The sequence below is a fragment of the Mesorhizobium sp. CA8 genome (assembly GCF_020164955.1).
Classification (GTDB): Bacteria; Pseudomonadota; Alphaproteobacteria; order Rhizobiales; family Rhizobiaceae; genus Mesorhizobium.
Genome location: NZ_JAIUHG010000029.1, coordinates 11,329 through 32,350 on the forward strand (window position 1 = coordinate 11,329; position 21,022 = coordinate 32,350).

Annotated in this window: 18 protein-coding genes and 1 pseudogene; 12 read left to right on the plus strand and 7 right to left on the minus strand. The window is 64.0% G+C overall.

Annotated features, from left to right (window positions below; translation table 11 throughout):
* Nucleotides 1-66 precede the first annotated feature (66 nt).
* The 8 genes from LB553_RS25395 to LB553_RS25430 all read left to right on the plus strand — a co-directional run bounded on the left by LB553_RS25395 (nt 67) and on the right by LB553_RS25430 (nt 8,693).
* The gene (locus LB553_RS25395) at nt 67-1,593 is read left to right on the plus strand and encodes an FGGY-family carbohydrate kinase (protein ID WP_224517254.1); all 1,527 of its coding nucleotides are present in this window, start codon (nt 67-69) and stop codon (nt 1,591-1,593) included.
* Nucleotides 1,590-2,357, plus strand: coding sequence for a DeoR/GlpR family DNA-binding transcription regulator (locus LB553_RS25400; RefSeq protein ID WP_224517256.1), 768 nt, complete (start codon nt 1,590-1,592; stop codon nt 2,355-2,357). The genes LB553_RS25395 and LB553_RS25400 overlap by 4 nt, the downstream gene beginning before the upstream one ends.
* A complete protein-coding gene (locus tag LB553_RS25405; RefSeq protein ID WP_224517258.1) occupies nt 2,354-4,018 on the plus strand; it encodes a glycerol-3-phosphate dehydrogenase/oxidase in 1,665 nt (554 codons plus the stop codon). The genes LB553_RS25400 and LB553_RS25405 overlap by 4 nt, the downstream gene beginning before the upstream one ends.
* Nucleotides 4,019-4,102: 84 nt before the next feature.
* On the plus strand, nt 4,103-4,402 hold the full coding sequence (locus tag LB553_RS25410; protein ID WP_224517259.1) for a hypothetical protein: 300 nt from the start codon (nt 4,103-4,105) through the stop codon (nt 4,400-4,402).
* A gap of 540 nt (nt 4,403-4,942) precedes the next feature.
* A complete protein-coding gene (locus LB553_RS25415) occupies nt 4,943-5,683 on the plus strand; it encodes an ATP-binding cassette domain-containing protein (RefSeq protein ID WP_140839132.1) in 741 nt (246 codons plus the stop codon).
* Nucleotides 5,684-5,717: 34 nt separating this feature from the next.
* Nucleotides 5,718-6,800 (plus strand): ABC transporter permease, encoded by a 1,083-nt coding sequence (locus LB553_RS25420; protein ID WP_224517261.1) that lies wholly within the window; start codon nt 5,718-5,720, stop codon nt 6,798-6,800.
* 52 nt (nt 6,801-6,852) lie between these two features.
* Nucleotides 6,853-7,857: a sugar-binding protein gene (locus LB553_RS25425; RefSeq protein ID WP_140839134.1), complete on the plus strand. Its 1,005-nt coding sequence runs from the start codon at nt 6,853-6,855 to the stop codon at nt 7,855-7,857.
* Between the two features lie 86 nt (nt 7,858-7,943).
* Nucleotides 7,944-8,693: a glucose 1-dehydrogenase gene (locus LB553_RS25430; RefSeq protein ID WP_224517263.1), complete on the plus strand. Its 750-nt coding sequence runs from the start codon at nt 7,944-7,946 to the stop codon at nt 8,691-8,693.
* A 369-nt stretch (nt 8,694-9,062) separates the two neighbouring features.
* Here the strand turns inward: LB553_RS25430 and LB553_RS25435 are convergent, their stop codons facing one another.
* From LB553_RS25435 to LB553_RS25460, 6 genes are all read right to left on the minus strand, one after another.
* Entirely contained in the window at nt 9,063-9,956 is an 894-nt protein-coding gene (locus LB553_RS25435; protein WP_224517265.1) for a sugar phosphate isomerase/epimerase family protein, read from the minus strand.
* A gap of 71 nt (nt 9,957-10,027) precedes the next feature.
* Complete coding sequence (locus LB553_RS25440) at nt 10,028-10,966, minus strand: ABC transporter substrate-binding protein (protein WP_224517267.1); 939 nt, start codon at nt 10,964-10,966, stop codon at nt 10,028-10,030.
* A gap of 81 nt (nt 10,967-11,047) precedes the next feature.
* On the minus strand, nt 11,048-12,046 hold the full coding sequence (locus LB553_RS25445; RefSeq protein WP_224517268.1) for an ABC transporter permease subunit: 999 nt from the start codon (nt 12,044-12,046) through the stop codon (nt 11,048-11,050).
* Complete coding sequence (locus LB553_RS25450) at nt 12,043-13,584, minus strand: sugar ABC transporter ATP-binding protein (RefSeq protein ID WP_224517270.1); 1,542 nt, start codon at nt 13,582-13,584, stop codon at nt 12,043-12,045. Before LB553_RS25450 ends, LB553_RS25445 begins: the two co-directional genes overlap by 4 nt.
* Nucleotides 13,581-14,960, minus strand: coding sequence for a carbohydrate kinase (locus tag LB553_RS25455; protein WP_224517273.1), 1,380 nt, complete (start codon nt 14,958-14,960; stop codon nt 13,581-13,583). Before LB553_RS25455 ends, LB553_RS25450 begins: the two co-directional genes overlap by 4 nt.
* Nucleotides 14,957-15,739: a DeoR/GlpR family DNA-binding transcription regulator gene (locus tag LB553_RS25460; RefSeq protein ID WP_224517276.1), complete on the minus strand. Its 783-nt coding sequence runs from the start codon at nt 15,737-15,739 to the stop codon at nt 14,957-14,959. Before LB553_RS25460 ends, LB553_RS25455 begins: the two co-directional genes overlap by 4 nt.
* Nucleotides 15,740-15,927: 188 nt before the next feature.
* On the opposite strand from LB553_RS25460, the gene LB553_RS25465 reads away from it, so the two are divergent.
* Genes LB553_RS25465 through LB553_RS25475 form a run of 3 tightly spaced genes read left to right on the plus strand, consistent with a single transcriptional unit; the run spans nt 15,928 to nt 19,095 of the window.
* Nucleotides 15,928-16,968, plus strand: a complete 1,041-nt coding sequence (locus LB553_RS25465) for a class II aldolase/adducin family protein (protein ID WP_224517278.1) — start codon at nt 15,928-15,930, stop codon at nt 16,966-16,968.
* Nucleotides 16,969-16,972: 4 nt separating this feature from the next.
* Nucleotides 16,973-18,247: an FGGY-family carbohydrate kinase gene (locus LB553_RS25470; protein ID WP_224517280.1), complete on the plus strand. Its 1,275-nt coding sequence runs from the start codon at nt 16,973-16,975 to the stop codon at nt 18,245-18,247.
* A complete protein-coding gene (locus LB553_RS25475; RefSeq protein WP_224517281.1) occupies nt 18,244-19,095 on the plus strand; it encodes a TIGR01459 family HAD-type hydrolase in 852 nt (283 codons plus the stop codon). Before LB553_RS25470 ends, LB553_RS25475 begins: the two co-directional genes overlap by 4 nt.
* A gap of 159 nt (nt 19,096-19,254) precedes the next feature.
* Here the strand turns inward: LB553_RS25475 and LB553_RS25480 are convergent.
* Nucleotides 19,255-19,420: pseudogene (locus LB553_RS25480) on the minus strand (IS6 family transposase); the annotation flags it as partial.
* Between the two features lie 800 nt (nt 19,421-20,220).
* Here LB553_RS25480 and xth point away from each other — a divergent pair.
* Nucleotides 20,221-21,009, plus strand: a complete 789-nt coding sequence (gene xth / locus LB553_RS25485) for an exodeoxyribonuclease III (protein WP_224517283.1) — start codon at nt 20,221-20,223, stop codon at nt 21,007-21,009.
* The last annotated feature ends 13 nt before the right edge of the window (nt 21,010-21,022 follow it).

Genomic DNA, 21,022 nt, shown 5'->3' on the forward strand with positions numbered 1-21,022 from the left:
GTTAATTTCACATGATGCTATGCGAGAACCTCAGGAGATGCACGCGACGTGCATGGCGAGGAACGCATGCCCTGTCTGCTGGGGATCGATAGCGGCCTGACCGTCACCAAGGCGGTGGTTTTCGACGAGGCCGGCGCGCCGCTGGCCGTAGCCCGCCGCCGCTTGCCGCAGATCATCTCCGAACCGCGTCATGTCGAGCGCGACATGGACGAGCTGTGGCGCGCCGCCGCCGAGGCAATCGCGGAAGCGCTCTCCGGCTGCGGCAGGCCGGGCTCGGACATTGCTGCCGTCGCCGCCACCGCGCATGGCGACGGGCTCTATATGCTGGGTCGCGACCGCCGACCGCTCGGACACGGCATCCTGTCGCTGGACAGCCGGGCCGGAGAGGTCGCCGCCCGCTGGCAGACCGACGGTACGGCCGCCAAGGCGTTGTCGCGGACCGGCCAGACGCCGCACGCCTCGGCGCCATCTTCGCTGCTGGCCTGGATGCGCGAGCGCGAGCCGCAGCGCTTTGCCCGCATCGGCCATGTGCTTGCCTGCAAGGACTGGCTGCGCTTTTGCCTTACGGGAAGCCTGGGCACCGACCTCACCGAGGCCAGCACCTCGTTCACAGCCGTCGACAGCCAGGCCTACGCGCCGGACATCCTGCAGATCTTCGGTCTCGAAGCGCTCGGCGACGCGCTGCCGCCGGCGGCGCGGCCGGACGAAATCGTCGGAGCCGTCACGGCGCAGGCGGCCCGATCCACTGGCCTGCTTGCCGGCACCCCGGTCGTGGCCGGCCTGCACGACGTGACCGCTTCGGCGCTCGGCATCGGCGGCTATGGCGAAGGTGTAGTCGCGATAGTTGCCGGCACCTATTCGATCAACGAGACGGTCTCCACCGCGCCGCGCATCGACGCCCGCTGGTTCTGCCGCAACGGCTTGAAGCTCGGCGAATGGAACAACATGTCGATCTCGCCCGCATCGGCGGCAAATTACGACTGGTTTCTCGACACACTGTGCGGTTCCGAGCGGGCGGCGGCCGAAACCGACGGACGCTCGATCCACACCATCGTCGGTCCGGAAATCGAGGCGGCGTTGGCGCGGCCCTCGACGCTGCTCTTCCATCCCTATCTGTTCGGCTCGCCGCATGGCCCGGCCGCCAGCGCCGGCTTCCTCGGGCTGCGCGGCTGGCATGACCGCGGCGACATGCTGCGTGCGGTGATCGAGGGCATAGCCTTCAACCATCGCGTCCACGTCGATGCGCTGCGCGAAGGTTTTGCCCCGCGCGAGGCGCGGCTGACCGGCGGCATTTCCCGCAACCCGGTCTTCGCGCACATCTTTGCCGATGTGCTCGGCATGCCGATCACGGTGACCGAGACGGAAGAAGCCGCCGCATGGGGTGCTGCGCTCTGTGCCGGCGCCGGCGTCGGCCTGTTCGCCTCGCCGCGGCACGATCCGCGCGACGTCGCAGCGCTTGGCCGCACCTACCGGCCCTCCCCCGAGCGCAGCGCCGCCATGGACAAGCGGTACCGGCTGCACTGCGACATCGCTGACCGCCTGGCGCAAGCCTGGCCGTCAATCGAAGCGCTGGCGGAAGGGGGGGAGCGATGAACGCGGACAATCGCCGGCAGGACATTGCCGACTATGTCATACAGCATGGCGAGGCGCGCATCGACGAGCTCGTGACGGCATTCGGCGTCTCGCGCATGACCATCCATCGCCACGTCGACGAGCTGGCGCGCCAGGGTGTGCTGCGCAAGCTGCACGGCGCGGTGAGCGCGCAGCCGTCCGGCGTCTATGAAAGCCTCTTCCGTTTCCGCGAGACGCATGCGGCGGCGGCCAAGCGGGCGCTTGCCCGCGCGGCCCTGGCCGAGATCGAGCCGGGTCAGGTCGTGCTGCTCGACGATTCGACCACCGCCAACGCGCTCGGCCCGCTCCTGCCGCAGATCGCGCCGCTAACCGTCGTCACCAACAGCCTGTCGCTGGCGGAGCAGCTGGTGGACAAGGACGAGCTGAAGCTGATCCTGCTCGGCGGCGAATACCATCCGACCTACAATGCCTTCATTGGCCATATTTGCGAGAACGCGCTGCAGAAGATCAGGGTCAATCTGCTCATCTGTTCCGCTTCGGCGATCGACAAGACGGCGACGCTGATCCAGGACCCGCAGGTGGTGCGCGTGAAGCAGGCGATGGCCGCGGCGGCCTCGCGCAGCGTGCTGCTCATCGATTCCTCCAAGTTCGGCAGGTTAGCGCTGCACCTGTTTGCGGACCTCACCGACTTCGACCTGGTGCTCAGCGACGACGGCCTTCCCGAAGAGGTCGCCGGCAACTTGCAGGCGGCCGGGGTCAATCTCAAGATCGTGCCGGTGCAATGACCGGGACGACACGCGATGTCGATGTCCTCATCATCGGCGCCGGCATCAACGGCGCCGGCCTGTTTCGCGATCTGTGCGAACAGGGTCTCAAGGTCGCGATCGTCGACAAGGCGGATTTCGGTTCCGGCACCAGCGCTGCGCCGTCGCGGCTGATCCATGGCGGCATCAAATATCTCGAAACGGGTGAGCTGGGCCTCGTCGCGCAATCGACGCTGGAGCGCAACCTTTTGCTGCGCAATGCCCCGCATGCCGTGCGCCCGCTGCCGACCGTCATCCCGATCTTTTCCTGGTTGACCGGCATCGGAGCCGCGCTGCGCACCCTTTTCGGCAGCACGACCGCGCCGCGCAGCCGTGGCGCACTGCTGATCAAGATCGGCCTTGCCATGTATGACTTCTACGGCGCCCGCCGCCGCGTCATGCCGCGGCACAGCATGTGGTCGAAGGCGCGGGCGCTGAGCGAGATACCGCCTTTGACACCGGGCATCGTCGCCGCCGGCACCTATTATGACGCCACCGTCCGTCATCCCGAGCGGCTGGTGCTTGAACTTCTCCAGGATGGCGTCAGGGCCAGCCCTCAATCTATGGCTCTCAACTACGCGCAGTTGCTGGGCAGCGACGGCAGCGTTGTGCGCTTCGCACTGCCCGACGGCGGCGAGTTTGGTTTCCGGCCACGCATCGTCGTCAATGCGGCTGGGCCATGGATCGATCATGTCAACGCGGCGCTCGGCGCGCCGTCTCGGCTGATCGGCGGCACCAAGGGCTCGCACATCGTGCTCGACCATCCCGAGCTGCTGCAGGCGCTGAACGGCCGCATGATCTATTTCGAGGCCAATGACGGCCGCATATGCCTGGTGTTCGACTATCTCGGCCGGGCACTGGTCGGCTCGACCGACACCCGCGCCGCCGAACCCGACGCGGTACGCTGCGAGGATGATGAAATCGACTATTTCCTGGCAAGCTTGCGCGAGCTCCTGCCCGGCCTTGCCTTTGGGCGCGAGCAGATCGTCTATGCCTATTCCGGCATCCGCCCGCTGCCGGCATCGGACGGCACTGCGCCGGGCCTGATCAGCCGTGACCACTCGGCGCCCGTCATGGAAAGCGAGGGCGACCGGACCTGGCCGATCATCTCATTGGTAGGTGGCAAGTGGACGACCTTCCGCGGTTTCGCCGAGGAGGTGGCGGACATGCTGTTGTCCAGGCTTGGCCAGCCCAGGCGGGTGAGCACGCAAAGCCTCGCCATCGGCGGTGGCCGCGACTTTCCGGCCGATGCAGCCGCGCATGGCCGCTGGATCTCCGCCGTCACGGCTGAGACAGGCGCGTCGCCGGCCCGCGCGGAAGCAATGCTCGACCGCTATGGAACGACGGCCCATGTCATTCTAGCGCACGAAGCTGGACGGCAGGCCGAGCCGCTTGCCGGCTCATTCGAATACACGCAGGCGGAAATTGATTGGTTGGCGCGCAACGAACGCGTCGTCCATCTGGCAGACATTGTCATGCGACGAACGGCGCTGGCGATCACAGGCCGGCTCAATCGCAGCAGCCTTGCACAAATTGCCGACACGGCAGCGGCCGCGCTGGAGTGGAATGCCGAACGGCGTGAGAAGGAGCTGGAAGCGACTTCAAAGGAACTCACGGAGCGGCACCGATTTTGCTTTCAATAGCCGAGCTCCCATGACGGTCGATGCCGACGAGTTGAGCCGTGCCTAACGGCCACCGCGGCGGCGGCCAAAAGCCGCAAAGCCGCCGTGCCACCCTCCCCAACCGACCGCATCAAGATCGGCAATGCGGACGCGAGCGGCCAAAGCGCGCATTTCGTCGTTTGGCTTCATCTTCAGGTCGACGAAGGCGGCACACAGACCGGTCAGGAATTGGTGGTGTCGGTGCCATATGACGCGCAGATGACATTCGACGGTCTCGCCACCCAGGCTTTCGAGAAGGCGCACGCCATGCTTCGCGCCTGCTGCGAGATTGACGAGACCATGTGGTGGAAGCAGTTCAACCGCAGCCTGGCGCCGCTGCCCGAGTGGACGCCCGGCGCCCAGTAGTGGCAGGCGCCGAACCAAGCGCACTGAGGGCGGGTTCGATTTCGCATCGCCTGCCTCTGGCCCACGACGAAGTCCGGCATTGTCACCCTGCGATGCCCGCTCCGGGCGAAGGCAAAGCTCTGCTTGAATGGCCGACGTCAGGCGCAAAGCTGGGCGCCAAACTCAGGCAGCCGTTGTAAACTGCTCCTTCGACCTTCGAGATAAGAAAAGGCGAGCAGATTGAAGACGTGCTCGTCTTTTCTGGATAGCTATCTGGAGGCGTTGAGCGACGCGGCGTTGTCACAGCTTTGGGTCCCAATCCAAGGGGGCAATCACGATGAAACGCGATTGCCTTTTCCCAAACGGCTCTAACTACCAGGGCGCTGAAAAGTCAGCGAGCTGTCCGTTAATCCCTGCGAAGATGGTGGACCCAAGTCGCGCCTTTGCTCCAACGCCCTCAAAATCCTGATCTAATAATGATTGTGTTGAATGCGTTTCGCTGATTAGCTGTCTTGCATAAGTCCGGGACAAGGTTGGCAATGTTGTCCGGGGAGGACCGCGATGCCGGTGCTTGAAGTTCGCCATGTTTCCAAGAACTTTGGAGCCATCCAGGCCCTGACCGACGTCAGCTTCCAGGTAGAGCGGGGCGAAGTCGTGGGTCTCATGGGGGACAACGGCGCCGGCAAGTCGACGATAGTCAAGACAGTGGCCGGGAACTTCCCGCCGAACGACGGCGAAATCGTAGTGGACGGCGAGGTTTGTCAATTCCACAAACCCGTCCAGGCCCGTGCCAAAGGAATCGAAGTCGTCTATCAGGACCTGGCGCTTGCCGACAATCTAACGGCCGCGCAGAACGTCTTTCTTGGCCGTGAGATCAAGAAGGGCTTCTGGCCGATCAGGGTGCTCAATAAGCAGGCGATGATCGACCGCTCGGCAGCGCTGTTCGAAGAACTCAAATCGGAAACCCGACCGCGCGACCTGGTCAGGAAGATGTCGGGTGGGCAGCGCCAGGCGGTAGCCATCGCACGAACCCGGCTTTCGAACGCCAAGCTGGTGTTGATGGACGAGCCGACCGCCGCAATCTCCGTACGCCAGGTGGCGGAAGTGCTCGAATTGATCCGACGCCTCAAGGCGCAAGGGGTCGGGGTCATGTTGATCAGCCACCGCATGCCTGACGTTTTCGCCGTCGCAGATCGTATCATCGTGCTGAGGCGAGGTTCGAAGGTTGCCGACAAGCAGGTCGACAACACCTCGCCCGAGGAAATCACCGGACTAATAACGGGGGCCATCCGTGGCGAATAGTGCTCGGCAGTCGGTTAGCGTCAGGGAGTCGCTCGTGGAAACCAGCCGCCCGGCCATGGCGGACTTCATCCCGACCAAGGAGAAGACGGCACTGCAGCGTGTGGTTTCAAGTCAGCCATTCTGGGTGACAATCGCGCTCATTGCTCTCGTCATGTTGATGACAGCCATCGAGCCGAGCTTCGGCACCTCCGAAAACGTCGCCAACGTCACGCGCAACTTCGCACCTTTCGGCCTCATGGCGCTCGGCATGACGGTGGTGATCATCACCGGTGGCATCGATCTGTCGGTCGGCTCGATCATGGGCCTAGTGGCCATCGTCGCCGGCCTGTTCCTGACCTGGCACTATCCTTGGTACGTCGCCTTCGCTATCGGCCTTTTCTCCGGCCTGGCCTGCGGCGCGGTCAACGGGTTCTTTGTTGCTTATGTCGGAATGCCGTCCTTCGTGGTCACCCTCGGGATGCTGTCCGTGGCGCGTTCGCTGGCGGTCGTGTTCTCGGCCAACCAGATGCTTTACCAGTTCGGGCCCGATGCTCCGATCGTGAAGGCGATCGGCCAGGCGAGATGGCCACTGCATGGGCCGCAGGACTGGGCACCGCACTGGATACCGGGACTGTCGTCGCAGTTCTGGACCATGGTGATTCTGGCCCTGATCGTCGGCTTCGTGTTCAATTTCACTGCCTGGGCCCGACATCTGTTCGCCATCGGTGGCAACGAGGAGGCCGCCCGGCTTACCGGCGTGCCGGTCGACTGGATCAAATTCCAGGCCTATGTCTTCTCGGCTTTCACCGCCTCGCTCGCCTCGCTGCTGCTGCTTGGTTACAACGGCTCGGCCATCAACGCCATGGGCCAAGGTTATGAGCTGCGCGTGATCGCCGCGACAGTCATTGGCGGAGCCAGCCTCATGGGCGGCGCCGGCACGGCGTTCGGCGCGATAATCGGTTCGGCCTTCCTCGAGGTGATCAGGAATGCACTCCTGATGGCCGGCATCGATTCAAACTGGCAGGGTGCCTTCGTGGGCGCCTTCATCGTTCTTGCGGTTCTTTTGGGCATGCAAACCGGCGGCAGATCGATGCTCGCAGCGTCGCTGGCAGCCTTGATGCCCAAACGAAGCCGTTAGAAACCCGCCGGCGGGAGGCCTGCGGGATCACACCAAAGGAGGAGAACGTCCCATGAAAAAACATCTGCTCACGGCGGCCGTGGCGCTTGGCGCAATGGTGCTCGCCGTTTCCGGCGCCCAGGCGAAATACACCTTCGCCCTGGTGCCGAAGAACATGAACAATCCTTTCTTCGACCAGGCACGCGACGGCTGCAAGAAAGCCGAAGCCGAATCGAATGGGGCCTTGGAGTGCATGTATATCGGCCCCGGAGAGCATGGCGGCGGCGACGAGCAGGTACAGATCGTGCAGGACCTCGTTGCCAAGAAGGTGGACGGCATCGCCGTGTCGCCATCGAATGCCGCGGCGATGGCAGTCGCGCTGCAGGCCGCCAAGGAAGCCGGCATCCCGGTCCTCACCTGGGATTCCGACCTCCTGCCCGAGAACAAGGATCTTCGCGCCGCCTATATCGGGACCCACAATTATGAGATCGGCGTGAACCTTGCCAAGCTTGCCATGCAGATTAAGCCCAAGGGCGGCACGATCTGTATCCAGTCGGGCGGCGCGGCGGCGGCCAACCACAATGAGCGCATGCAGGGCATTCGCGATACGCTTTCGGGCACCAAATCGGCAGCCTCGCCCGGGGACCGGCTGACGGGCCAGAATGGCTGGACCGAAATCGAAGGCTGTCCGCTCTATACCAACGATGATTTCCCGCTTTCGGTGCAGCAATTCGAGGACATCATGGGGAAAAACCCGAACCTCGACGCATTCATCCCAACCGGTGGCTTCCCGCAGTTCATCCCAGACGCCAACCGAGCTGCGGTAGCCCCGTACAAGGACAAGATCGCCTCGAAGGCCCTGGCCCTCGTCGTCGCCGACACGCTTCCCGTCCAGATCGATCAGATGAAGGAAGGTCTCTCCCTTGGCCAGGTCGGCCAGCGGCCGTTCGAAATGGGCTACAAGACGATGATGGCATTGAAGGATATGAAGGACGGCAAGGCTCCGCCGGCTGACCCGACCTACACCGGCCTCGACGTCTGCACTCCGCAGACGGCGGATACCTGCGTCGCCAAATAGGGCTTTGGGCGGGAGGAACTCCCGCCCTTTCGTTGGAGCGAGATGCGGCTAAACTGAAGCATTCTCATCTCGCTCCAGGGGTTTCAATGTCGGAATTGTTCTCGCTCAACGGCCGTGTCGCACTGGTCACGGGTGCTTCGCGCGGCCTCGGCTTCGCCATGGCCAAAGCACTTGCGGAAAACGGTGCGACGGTAATCGTCAACGCTCGCGGCATGAACGCCCTCTCCGCGGCGGCGGAAAGGATCGGGGCCGAAGCCCTGCCGTTCGACGTTACCGACGCGGCGATCTCAAGGGCGGCGCTCCAAGGGATCGTCGAACGCCGCGGCCGCCTCGATATTCTGATCAACAACGCCGGCATCCAGCATCGCAGGCCTTTGGTCGAATGGGAGGACGAGGATTTCGACCGTGTGATTGCGGTCAATCTTTCGGCCTGCTTTCGCATGATGCGTGATGCAGCGCGCCTCATGCTGCCAAACAAATTCGGGCGCATCATAAACACTGGATCGGTTGCGGCGATCCTTGGCCGTCCCACCATTCACGCCTATGTGGCGGCAAAGGCGGGCCTGCACGGGCTGACGCGCTCCGCCGCCGCCGAAATGGGCCGTCACGGTATAACCATCAACGCGATCGCCCCCGGCTATTTCGCCACCGAGCTCAATACCGCGCTTATCAACGATGAGGCTTTCACCAAGTGGGTCGAAGCACGAACCCCTGCCGGCCGCTGGGCGCAGCCTGAGGAACTCGGCGGAGCCGTGGTGTTTCTCGCCTCTAACGCTGCCGCTTACGTCAATGGACATGTGCTGACGGTTGACGGAGGTCTATCGGTTTCCCTCTGACTTGCGAACCGCAGCCCGTCAGAGCCTATTCCGGAAGGCATTGTCGGCTTCGACGTCACGGCCGCGCGAAGGTGGCGGATCAGGTGCGGTGTTATTTATACCGGCTCGCCCGCCACGATCGCGAGCTGGTTTGGCAGGCGATTTTCGGAACTCGACGCTGATTCATCTGTCGTCAGGTCGAGGGCCACTGAAAGACCGTTCGCACCCTCGACGGGCCGCCTGTCTATTCCCGCGATTCGGCTGATCGACCCCATTATGAATGATCACGAACTCGTCACCGCCTAGTCTGGCAACAGTGTCGTCCTCGTTGTGGCTGTATTGAACACTGATCGACCCCTACGGCCAGGTGAATACCCGTGGAATGATATGTCACGGCCTCTGCGATGCCGAAACAAGCTCCGCTTTCAAGCGCGCCGTCTCCATCCCGACTGCGATGAAACGGCGCGCATGGCGGGCAAGCTCCATATTATCGGTCCACAGATTGCGCCAGATCGCTGTCTTCCTCGACAGGTTCTCGTCGACGATCTCCGAAGAGAAGGATTCGAAGCTGAGATCGTCGTTGTAGCCTATAGCCGTCAGCGCGTCGAAGATCGCGGCGAAATCGATGCTACCGGTGCCGAGAAAGCCGCGGTGGCTCTCGCCGATATGGACATAACCGATCTTCTTCGCGGCATGGCGGATGGCCAGCCCGACATCGGCCTCCTCGATGTTCATGTGGAAGGTGTCGAGATGCAGGAAGATGTTGTCGGAACCGGTGTCCTCGATGAAGGCCAGCCCCTGCGCGGCGGTGTTGAGCAGGTTGCTTTCGAAGCGGTTGACGATTTCGAGGTTGAGCGTGACTCCGGCCGCCTTGGCGGTTTCCGCGACCCTGGCGAGTGTCGCGGCGCTGCGGTTCCACTGGTCACGCGTCGGCGCCTCGGTTTGCAATCCGTGGCTGGTCGAGAGAATGCCGCCGACTTTTTGGCCGCCGAGATCGCGCGTGAGCGCGATCGTGCGGTTGAGGATCTCGACACCGCGGGCGGCGACGGCCTTGTCGGCGCTGGAGATGTCGCCCTCGGCCGGCAGGCCGATGCTGATGGCGACGCCAAGGCCGAGATCGGCGATGCTTTTGGCCAGCTTGCCGATATCGACATCGGCCGGATCGAGATAGGAGAACTCGATCAGGTCGAAACCGGCTTCTTTCGTGTTGGCCAGCGTGCGTTCGAGATCCGCCTGCGCCGAGCTCGCAGACCAAACGAAAGAGTGGATTCCAATACGCGACATGATCATCTCCATCCGATGGATAGGGCGCGGCCGGGTCGAACGACCCAGCCGCGCCAGCCTTGGGAGCAGCGTTAGCGAGCCGCCGTCCAGCCTTTGTAGTCCTTCAGGTTCTCGGCGGTGATCAGCTTCGGATCGAGCAGCACGGTCGGCTCGGCCGGCTTTTTGCCGGCAAGCACCTCTGCCGCCATCGTCAGCGACTGACCGGCCATGACATAGGGATCCTGCGAGGCTGAGGCCTTGATCATCGAGGTGCCGGATGCGAACTCCTTCTCGATGTCGGGGGCGCCGTCGACCGCTGTGATGATGAATTCCGAGCGATTGAGCTGCTTGGCGGCGAGCTGCGCGCCGATCGCCGTCGGGTCATTGATGGCGAACACCGCGTCGATTTTGTCGAAGCGAGTGAGCAGCGACTGGAACACTTTCAGGCCGCCGTCGCGCGAGCCTTCGGCGTTCTGGTCATCAGACAGGATCTTGATGTCCGGATGCTGCGACAGCACGTTCTTGCAACCCTTGACGCGCTCCAGGATCGAGGACGAGGCCGGGCCGTTGAGAATGACATAGTTGCCTTTGCCGCCGGTGTGGTCGACCAGGTACTGGCAGGCTTCCTCCCCGGCCTTGACGTTGTTGGTCATCACGGTGACGTCGGCGCCTGGCGCCGAGACGTCAAAGGCGGCGACCACAATGCCGGCCGCCTGCGCCTTCTTGACAGCGGGCGCGATCGCCTTGGCATCGACTGCATTGAGCATGATGACGTCCACGCCTGCGGCGATGAAGGAATCGATCTGCGAGACCTGCTTGTTGAGGTCATAGTCCGCCGACACCGACGTCACCTCGACCTTGGGATTGATCTTCTTGGCCGCGTCCTCGATGCCCTTGATGGTGGCGACGAAGAAGGGATTGCCGAGCAGGCCGACCGAGATGCCGACCTTGTTTAGGTCCTTGGCCGATGCCGGCGCGATGACGAGGGCCGCGAGGGCTGCGCCGCAGAGCAGTTTGGCGATGGTCTTCATTTACTTGCTTCCTCCGATTGCCCCGCGCCTCTCACGGTGCGTTACACAATCCGGCTCGTCTGGGCCGGCGACCAAGGTCAATCACGTTCTTGCTCCGGCCTGCAGCCGGTAACGGTCGAGGGCGACCGCCACGATGATGACCAATCCTTTGATGATGTACTGCCAGATGTCCGAGACACCGGCCAAAATGAGCCCGTTGGAGAGCACGGCGATGATCAGCCCGCCGATCAGAGTGCCCCAGATCGAACCGACGCCGCCGACGAAACTGGTGCCGCCGAGAATGACGGCGGCGATTGCATCGAGCTCGTAGGACTGGCCGAGTTGCAGGCCGTTGGCGGCGTAGAGCCGCGCCGCCGACATCACGCCGCCCAGGCCCGCGAGCAGGCCCGACACGCCGTAGACGAAGAGCAGCACCAGCGGCACCTTGATGCCGGTGAGGCGCGCCGCCTCGGCATTGCCGCCCACGGCGTAGATCCAGGTACCGAGCACGGTGCGTTTGAGCACCAGCCAGGACAGCACCACCACCGTCAGCGCGATGATGACCAGCCAGGGAACCCCGAACAGCGAGCCATTGCCGATAAAATCGAAAGGCAGATCGGGATTGAAGACTGTCGTATCCTCGCCGAGCAGGCGGGCGACGCCGCGCACGGCGGTGAGCGAGCCCAGCGTGACGATGAAGGGCGGCAGCCTGATGTAAGCGATAAGCAGCCCGTTGATGATGCCGAAGCCGAGGCCGAGCAGTATAGCGGCCGGAATGCCGAGCATGCCCCAGTCCGGCACCAGCGACACCAGCACCGCGACCATCGCCGAGGCGGCGAGGATCGAGCCGACGGAGAGGTCGATCCCGCCGGTGAGAATGACGAAGGTCATGCCGGCGGCGAGCACGATATTGATCGACGACTGCTGGGTGACGATGAGCAGGTTCGTGCCGGTGAGGAAGCGTGGATTGATGAACTGGAAGCCGACGGCAAGCAGGAGCAGAACCGGCAGCATGCCGAGCGCGGCGAAGGCCGTGCGCAGCCGCCTGCTCCTAACCGCTGCCTGATCCGCCGCCTTCGTCGCTGCTGAGCTGTCGATCATCGCTGGGCCGCTCCCGTCGCAAGTTCCATGATCTCTTCCTGACGCAGCGGCCTGCCTTCCGACGCCGTCACCTCGCCGGCGATAGTCCCGTCGCGCATGACCAGCACGCGGTCGGCCACCCCGATCACTTCAGGCAGTTCGCTGGAGATCATCAGGATGGCGATGCCCCTGCCGGCGAGGCTGTCGATCAGCCGGTAGATTTCCGACTTGGCGCCTACGTCGACGCCACGCGTCGGCTCGTCGAGGATGACGACCTTGGGTTCGGTCTCCAGCAAGCGGGCAAGCAGCACCTTCTGCTGGTTGCCGCCCGACAGCGACCCGGCATTGGCCTGCGCCGAACGGGTGCGGATCGACAGGTCGGCGATGGCTTTGGCTGCACGCCGCTCGGCATTGGCGAAGTCGCGAAAACCGCCGGCCCGCGCATCCCTGGTCAGCACGCCCATATTGATGTTGTCCGAGATGGACATGTCTAGGAACAGGCCGAGTTCCTTGCGGTCCTCGGTGAGATAGGCAATGCCGGCATCGAGCGCTTCACGCGGCGAAGCGATGGCGATCGGCTTGCCGTCGAGCTCCAGCTCACCTGTGCTGCGCCGGTCGGCGCCGAAGATGAGCCTGGCGAGCTCGGTGCGGCCGGAGCCGACCAGCCCCGCAAGCGCCAGCACCTCGCCGTGGTAAAGATCGAACGAGCAGTCCTTCAGCAACCCGCCGTCCGACATGCCGCGAACCGACAGCGCAACCCGGCGCTGGCTGTCCGGCGGTCGGTGATCCTTCTTGTAGAAGGCCGAGAGATCGCGGCCGACCATCATCGAGACGAGGCGCGAGGCGTTGAGATCGGCGCGTTCCAGCGTGCCGACATAGCCGCTGTCGCGCAGCACGCTGACGCGGTCCGCGAGCTGGTAGACCTCCTCCATACGATGGCTGATATAGATGATGGCGATGCCTTGCGCCTTCAGCGTGGCGATCACCTCGAACAGCCTATCGGTCTCACGCGACGTCAACGAGGTCGTCGGCTCGTCCATGACAATGATGCGAGCGCTGGTCGATAGCGCGCGGGCGATCTCGACCAGTTGGCGCTCGCCGAGCGACAGGCTAGAGACCAGGGCGCGCGCGGAAAAGGAGACGCCGAGCCGCTCGATGATTTCTTTGGCGCGACGGTTGCACTGGTCGCGATCGACGATGCCGAACCTGCGCGGCTCGTTGCCGAGGAAGATGTTCTGTGCCACCGTCAGGTTGGGTGCAAGCGACAGCTCCTGGTAGATCACGGCGATGCCGTGGGCGCGAGCTTTGATCGGGTCGCCCGTGGCGACCGGCGCTCCGTCGATCAGGATCTCGCCGCCGGGATCCGGCCGATAGGCACCGGAAAGCACTTTCATCAGCGTCGACTTGCCGGCGCCATTCTCGCCCATGAGCGCATGCAACTCGCCGGCATTGACGGTGAGCGACACGTCCCGCAGCGCCCGGACAGGACCGAAGGTTTTGGAGATATGGCGCATCTCCAGCACCGGCCTTTGCGGCGCGACATGGGCGGCGGCGCTCATTGCGCACCTCCTGCCGCCGCGCCGGCGATGTGGCGCCCGGCAATGAGGTCGCGCCAGTCGTTGCGGTAGCGGTCCAGGCCCCTGAAGTCCGCGGCGTGTACCGGCTCCGGCGTATCGGCGGCGAATTCGCGGCCGATGCTTTCGAATGCGAGCGCCGCGGCGCCCGTGGCGCTGCCTTCAAGCGTGGCGCCCTGCATGAAGGATTGCCCCGGCCGCAGTGCGGCCAGGAGAGCGGCAAGCAGCCCATCGGCATTCAGTCCGCCATCAACGATGACCGTATCTCGCGAACGGATCAGGTCGAGCGACAGATCGATCATCAGCGCCACATAAAGCAGCGCCGCGGCCGCGCGCTGCCCGGCATCGGAAATGGGCCCGACGATTTCGCCTGTCCGGCCCGGCAGCGGTCCGCCGGGGGCAAAGCTCGGCAGGGCCATGGTGCCGGCGTCGATCGTCCGCTGTATCGAGGCCGGCGCAATCGCGCCCTGCCAATTGCCGCTGATCACAGCGAATTCGCGCCCGCCCATGAAGCGGATCGTGGGCACCGGGCCGCCATCGACATCGACATTGACGAGCATGTCCCGTTCACGGTCGAGCGCCTCGAGCGGGCAGTCGGGGTTGAGCACGATGACCCAGGTGCCAGTCGATACAACGGTGAGCGGCCCGAGCTCCTGCCGCCGATAGGCATGCAGCGCGGCGTTGCTGTCATGGACGCCATTGTGGATGGCGACCGGCCTGCCGGCCCGGCCAAGCCGCCGCTCCCCGGTGACCACGCCGGCGCGCGCGAAGACGGGCATGTGGCCGCGCCAGCCTTCGGCGTCGACCAGCGAGGAGAAGTCGCGCCTGCGCGGCGCCCACAGATGCGAGTGGCAGCCGAGATAGGAGACTTCCGAAACGGCGCGACCGCCAAAGCGCCAGCTCCAATATTGCGGGTAGCCGAGGATGGCCTTCGCCGCCGAAAAGGCGTCGGGCTCCACTTCCTTCAGCCACAGCATATGGCGGCCGTAATTGAAGCCGAGCGGCAGGCGCGGCGAGAAGGTCTCGGTGTAATCGGGAATGCGGGGATCAATCCGCGCGGCGATGTCGGCCGGCGGCTCTTGTTCGTAGTCGAGGATCGGATGCGTCAGCGCCGTATCGCCGACTAGAGCGAAGGTGCAGCCATGGCCGGACACCATCAGGCCTTCGATGCCATGACCGTCAACGGCCCGGTTGACGGCGTCGAGCGCCCAATCATGCAGCGCTGCCTCGTCGAGCACACTGAGGCCGCCCTTGCGTATCCATTCGGGCTTCGTGCGCTGTTCGCTGAGGATGCGGCCGTCCTGGCCGAAAACGAACAGCTTGGAATTGGTCTTGCCGAAATCGAGTACCGCCACCTTCACTGGACGGCCCCCGATGAAGGAGCGATGCGCACGGCGACCCCGGCATCCTCCAGCATGCGCGCATCGGCGTCGGAAAGGCCGTCATCAGTCACCAGCGTGCCGATCCGCGACAGCGGCAGCGCGACGTTGCGGGCGTGAATCGACAGCTTGCGGCTGTCGGCCAGCACCACGATCTGGTCCGCGCACAAGCTGAGATCAATGATCGAGCGCACCAGCAGCGGATGCGATTCCAAAACGCCCTCGGGGCCCAGTCCCTGGGCGCCGAGAAAGAATTTCGAGGCATAGAACGGCACGGCCTGGGTGAGTGAATGGATTATGCCGGGCTCGCGGTGCAGATCGCCGCCGGCAATCGTCAGGCTGCAATGGCCGTGATCGCCGAGATACGCAGCGAGCGGCATGGAATTGGTAAAAAGGCGGATGTTGCGGTCGGCAAGCTTGACGCCGAGATGAAAACACGTCGATCCGCCATGGACGATAACCGCATCGCCATCGCGCACCATGGTGGCGGCGACGGCGGCGATCTGCCGTTTGGCATCGACTGCCAGATCGCGGTTCTCGTCATAGGGCCTGGCATAGGCGATGCCGGCCTGCGATGCGCCATCGAGCGCCGAAATGCCGCCATAGACTTTCCTGGCCTCACCGGCCTCGTCGATCTTGTCGATGTCGCGCCGGACTGTCGCCGCCGAAACGCCAAGCCGCTCCTGCAGCTCGCGCACCGAAGCGAACGGGCGGTCCCGCAAGAGCTCGACGATCTGACGCTGGCGGCCGGAGTCGCTCAACTCTTTCCTCCCGATAATGCCCTTTTGCACGGCATTTGGTGCAACTTACTCAGCATCGGGCGAATTGCAAGCCGATTTGATCATACTAGATCACTATTGACGTAAGTCGCTCGGGTCTGCGATATCAGCGCCAACCGCGCTCCCGCGATGGGGAATTGTTCAAGACCGCCGAGCCGTTGGAGGAAGCCATGCCGACCACGACCGATGCGCAGGAAATGGCTGCCCTGCGAGCGCTTTCGGCCACCATCGGCGCCGATCCGCATCTGACCCAGGCAGCCGGCGGCAACACATCGCTGAAAGCCGGCGACACGCTATGGATCAAGGCCTCCGGCACATGGCTGAAGGACGCTCTGACCGACGACATCATGGTGCCGGTGGCGATGGGTCCGCTCCTCGAGGCGGTCGAACGACGCGATCCGACCGCGGACAAGCCGCAGGCATTTGCGATCGGCGCCCTCAACCCGCGCGGCTTGCGGCCGTCGATCGAGACCACCGTGCATGCGCTGATGCCTCAGCGGGTGGTGCTGCATGTCCACTGTGTCAACACGATCTCGCTCGCCGTCCAGACCGATTGCGAGGCCGAGGCCACGCGGCGTCTCGATGGCGTCGCGTGGGCTTATGTTCCCTATCGCCGGCCGGGCCTGCCGCTTGCGCAGGGTATTGCCGAGCGGCTCAGGCCCGGGACCGACGTGCTGATCCTCGGCAATCACGGACTGGTCGTCGCGGCGGAGACTGTGGCCGAGGCGGAGCGTCTGCTGTATCGGGTGAGATCGCTCCTGGCGCGTCCGGCGCGGGAGACGGCGATCCCGGATACCGCGGCGCTGAGAGCGCTCGCCCGTGACAGCGGCTACCGGTTGCCGGCAGAAGCCGAGGCGCATGCAGTGGCGCTCGATGCGGACAGTTGCCGCATAGCAGAGGCCGGCAGCCTCTATCCGGACCACGTCATCTTTCTTGGCCCTGGCTCCGCGGTGGCAAGACCGGGCGAGCAGGTCGCCGACGTCGTTGCCCGGCTAGGTACGGACCCTGTCGCAATCCTCTTTCCGGGCGCCGGCGTGCTGATGCGCGGCGACGCAAGCTCCGGCGCGGACGCCATGCAGCGCTGCCTCGCGGATGTGACCGCGCGGGTCGACATCACGGCGCGGCTGAATTATCTCACCGACGCCGAGAATGACGAGTTGGTCAACTGGGATGCCGAGCAGTATCGCCAGAAACTCAACACTGCGGTTTAGGCGAATGGTGTCGCTTGCATTAGGCATCGACATCGGCACTTCCGGGTCGCGCGCCGTCGCGATGCGTCCGGACTTCTCCATCGCCGCGAGCGCCGCCGTGCCGCTCGAGCGCTTCGGAGCGAACGACCGCGATCCCGCCGTGTGGTGGTCCGCGGTCGGAACGACATTGCAGGAGTTATTCTCGCAAATCGATCGCAGAGCGGTGCGAGCGATCGCCGTCGACGGCACGTCCGGCACCGTGCTGCCGGTCGATCGCGTCGGGCGGCCGCTGGCCGAACCGCTGATGTACAACGACAAGGTTTCGGATGCCGCCATACTCGCCGCAATCACCGACGCGGCACCGGAGGCAAGCGCCGCACATGGGGCAACGTCCGGTCTCGCCAAGGCGCTCTGGTTCCAGCGCCTGCCGGACATCCATGCCGTGCTGCATCAAGCAGACTGGATCGCCGCACAATTCTCGGGTCGCTTTGATGTCAGCGACGAGAACAACAGCTTGAAGACCGGCTACGATGCCGAGGCGCGTCGCTGGCCGGAATGGATCGCGGCGACCGGCATGCGCATGGAGCTTCTGCCGACCGTCGTCAGGCCAGGCACCCTGAGCGGCAGGCTTACGGCCGCCGCCGCCGATCTGTTCGGGCTGCCGCGCGACGTCGCGGTGGTTGCCGGCACCACCGATGGCTGCGCCTCTTTCCTGGCGACGGGCGCGGCGACCGCCGGCGACGGCGTCACCGCGCTTGGATCGTCGCTGACCATCAAGATCCTGTCCGACCGGCCGATTTCGGCGCCGCGCTACGGCATCTACAGCCATCGGCTGGGCGATACCTGGCTGTCTGGCGGCGCGTCGAACACCGGCGGCAAGGTGCTCACGCAGCATTTTTCGCTCGCGCGCATCGTCGAGCTCAGCGCCGCGATCGATCCGGCGACGGAGTCCGGCCTCGACTATTATCCGCTACGCTCCGTCGGCGAACGTTTTCCCATTGCCGATCCAATGCTGCAGCCGCGCCTGCTGCCCCGACCCGAATCCGACGCCGACTATCTCAAGGCGATGCTGGAGGGCATGGCGGCCACCGAGGCGCTCGGCTATCAGAGGCTCGCCGAACTCGGCGCGCCGAAGCTCACCTCGGTCCGAAGCGTCGGCGGCGGCACTGCCAATGCCGCCTGGACCGCGATCCGGCAGCGCAAGCTCGGCGTCGAATTCCTGCCGGCCCTGTCCGACGAGGCTGCGGCAGGAACGGCAAGGCTGGCGCTGGCCGGCGCAAAGGAAGCGGGGCTGCTGTGAGTGCGAGACAGGCCGTACATCTCGACGGGATCGCAGCGCTCGCAGAGCGCTACGACGTGTTCCTGCTCGATCAGTTCGGCGTGCTGCATGATGGACAACAGCCCTATCCCGGCGCGGTCGAAGCCCTGTCGGCGCTGAAGCGCGCCGGCAAGACGGTGACGTTGATCTCGAATTCCGGCAAGCGGGCGGAGCCCAATGAACGGCGGCTGTTGAAGCTTGGTTTCGAAGCGGGAAGCTGGGACCATTTCGTCTCATCCGGCGAGGTGGCCTGGCGCGTCTTCAGGAATATGACGAACTTGGGCGAGCTGCGGGCTGGAACAAGATGCCTGCTGATCAGCCGCGACGGCGACCGTTCGGCAATCGAGGGCCTGCCCCTTGTTCTGACCGAGCGCGGCGAGAACGCCGAGCTGGTGCTCATCGCGGCCAGCGAAAGCGACCGCTACGACCTCGATCACTACCGCGGGCTTCTCGGCCCGGCCGCGGCACTGAAGATACCGTGCTTCTGCACCAACCCGGATCGGATCATGCTGACCGCGATCGGACCGCGTTTCGCCGCCGGCGAGATCGCCGATATTTATGAACGCCTCGGCGGCAGCGTCACCCGTATCGGCAAACCCTATCCGGCGATCTATGAGGCCGCGCTGGCGCTTGCGGGAAATCCGGCGCGCGGCAACGCGATTTGCGTCGGCGACAGCGTCGAGCACGATATAGCTGGAGGACGTGCCGCCGGCGTGGCGACCGCGCTGGTCAAGTCGGGTATATTGGCCGACAGCGGCGACCTGACCGCGCTTTTCCAAGAGCTTGGCGCGTGGCCCGACTACACTCTGGACGCGTTTCGCTGGCGTTGACGGGGAATTACAGCATCGCTTTTGATCCGGAATGTCAGGCGGAGATTCGCGGTCTTCCCAAGGGAACATTTGCCAGACGGCGAGCCTCCGGCTGATCGTAGCGTGGCTTGCGGCTCCGTTGCAAATTTCAGTCCGGCACAGAAACTGGCACCAAGAGCTTCACGCCGCGGCGATGATTTCAAACTGTTCAGCAATAGACGGATTAGGATTGTAGGCGTATCTCGCCTGTCGTTTGCGCATCACATCGACCATCTCGACCCGGCCAGGGTTGCAGTCCGCTTGCGAACGACTTGAAGCCGAGCATCGGCCGCGGCACCCGGCGAACGCCGTCTCCACTGTCGCGGATCGAGCCCGCGCGAGCGTACTATTATCGATGCCGGTCTATCGCTCGCATTCTCGAGCACGTCCACCATACGGTCCAACCCAGACCCGTCCGGAGCAAGTTTATAGCGTTTCTTCACAGTCACATCTTCTTTTGAGCAACATGGAACGAGAAGGCGCCGGAAAGCGGCTGAGACCCCCAACGTCGTCCCGACTTTCTCGCCAGCAGCTGGCGAAGGATTTGGTTTCGACGATTTTCGCTTGCAAGATGGCACTGGGCGAAGCGCCCCTGAACTTGTTATGTACTTCTGCGCCGAATCAACGACATACTGAGCCAGGGCCTATCGCAACGGAGTTTGCTGGCTACATGGCCCCTTGCGCTCCGACGATCGTCGACATCCCCCAAGCCCCCCGCCCGCTCGGCGATCGTCGTTCCTCTCAATGTGGTCTGCAAAAAACGCGCGCTGCCGTTCCGAAGAGCACAGCTCCCTGATCCAAGAAGCGAGCTATTCGGAGTCGGGTTTAATGCCGACCGTGTTGCCGTCACCATGCACCGCGTCGCGGTCCCAATCGTTGGTCTTGCCAGGCGTTTTGGCGGCCGCTTCCCGTTTTGCTTGACCAAGTATCTTTGGGCGGCTGGTGCTGCTGCTTTTCCGTATGTTTAGATTTGTCGCGGCGGGGCATTCAGACCTCCTTAGGGGGCACCAAATTTCTTAACCGACAGGCCAACGAACAGTTCCAGGTTGAACCCACCACTGCACCTCGCGTTGCAAGCTCAGAGGAAGCCGCGCAGGGAGATAAGCGATGCCTCGGATCGCGACCTTCAACGTCAATGGTGTCAACGGCCGCCTGCCGGTGCTCCTGAAGTGGCTTGGCGAGACCCGCTATGACGTGGTGTGCCTTCAGGAGCTGAAAACGTCCGACGACAAATTTCCGGTAGAGGCCATCCGAGGCGCCGGCTATGGCGCTGTCTGGCACGGCCAGAAATCCTACAACGGCGTGGCCATACTGGCGCGTGGAAGGAACCCGGTCGAGCGCCGCCGCGGGCTGCCGGGCGATCCCGATGATACGCACAGCCGCTATCTGGAGGCCGAGATCGACGACCTCGTCGTCGGCTGCATCTATCTACCCAATGGCAATCCCGCACCAGGCCCAAAGTTCGATTACAAGCTCCGCTGGTTCGAACGTCTCATCACCTATAGCAAATCGCTGCTAGGCGAGCGCACCGTCCTTTGTGGAGACTACAATGTCGTGCCCACGGAGATTGACGCCGTAGTACCTGCGCGGTGGTTGGGAGATGCCGTTTTCTTCCCGGGAAGCAGGAACGCCTATGCCCGCATGGTGAGCTTGGGCTGGGTGGACGCGATGCGTCGGATCCATCCGGGCAAGGGCATCTACACCTATTGGAATTTCTCCTATCGCGGAGGCTACGACCGAAGCTCCGGCCTGCGCATGGATCATCTGCTTGTAAGCCCGTCACTTGCGGAAACGATTCAAGCTGCAGGTGTCGATGTCGAGACCCGTGGGTGGGAAAAGCCGAGCGACCACGCGCCAGCCTGGATTGATGTGGGCGGACAAAGCAGGTCGCGCTGACCCATTCCTGCGC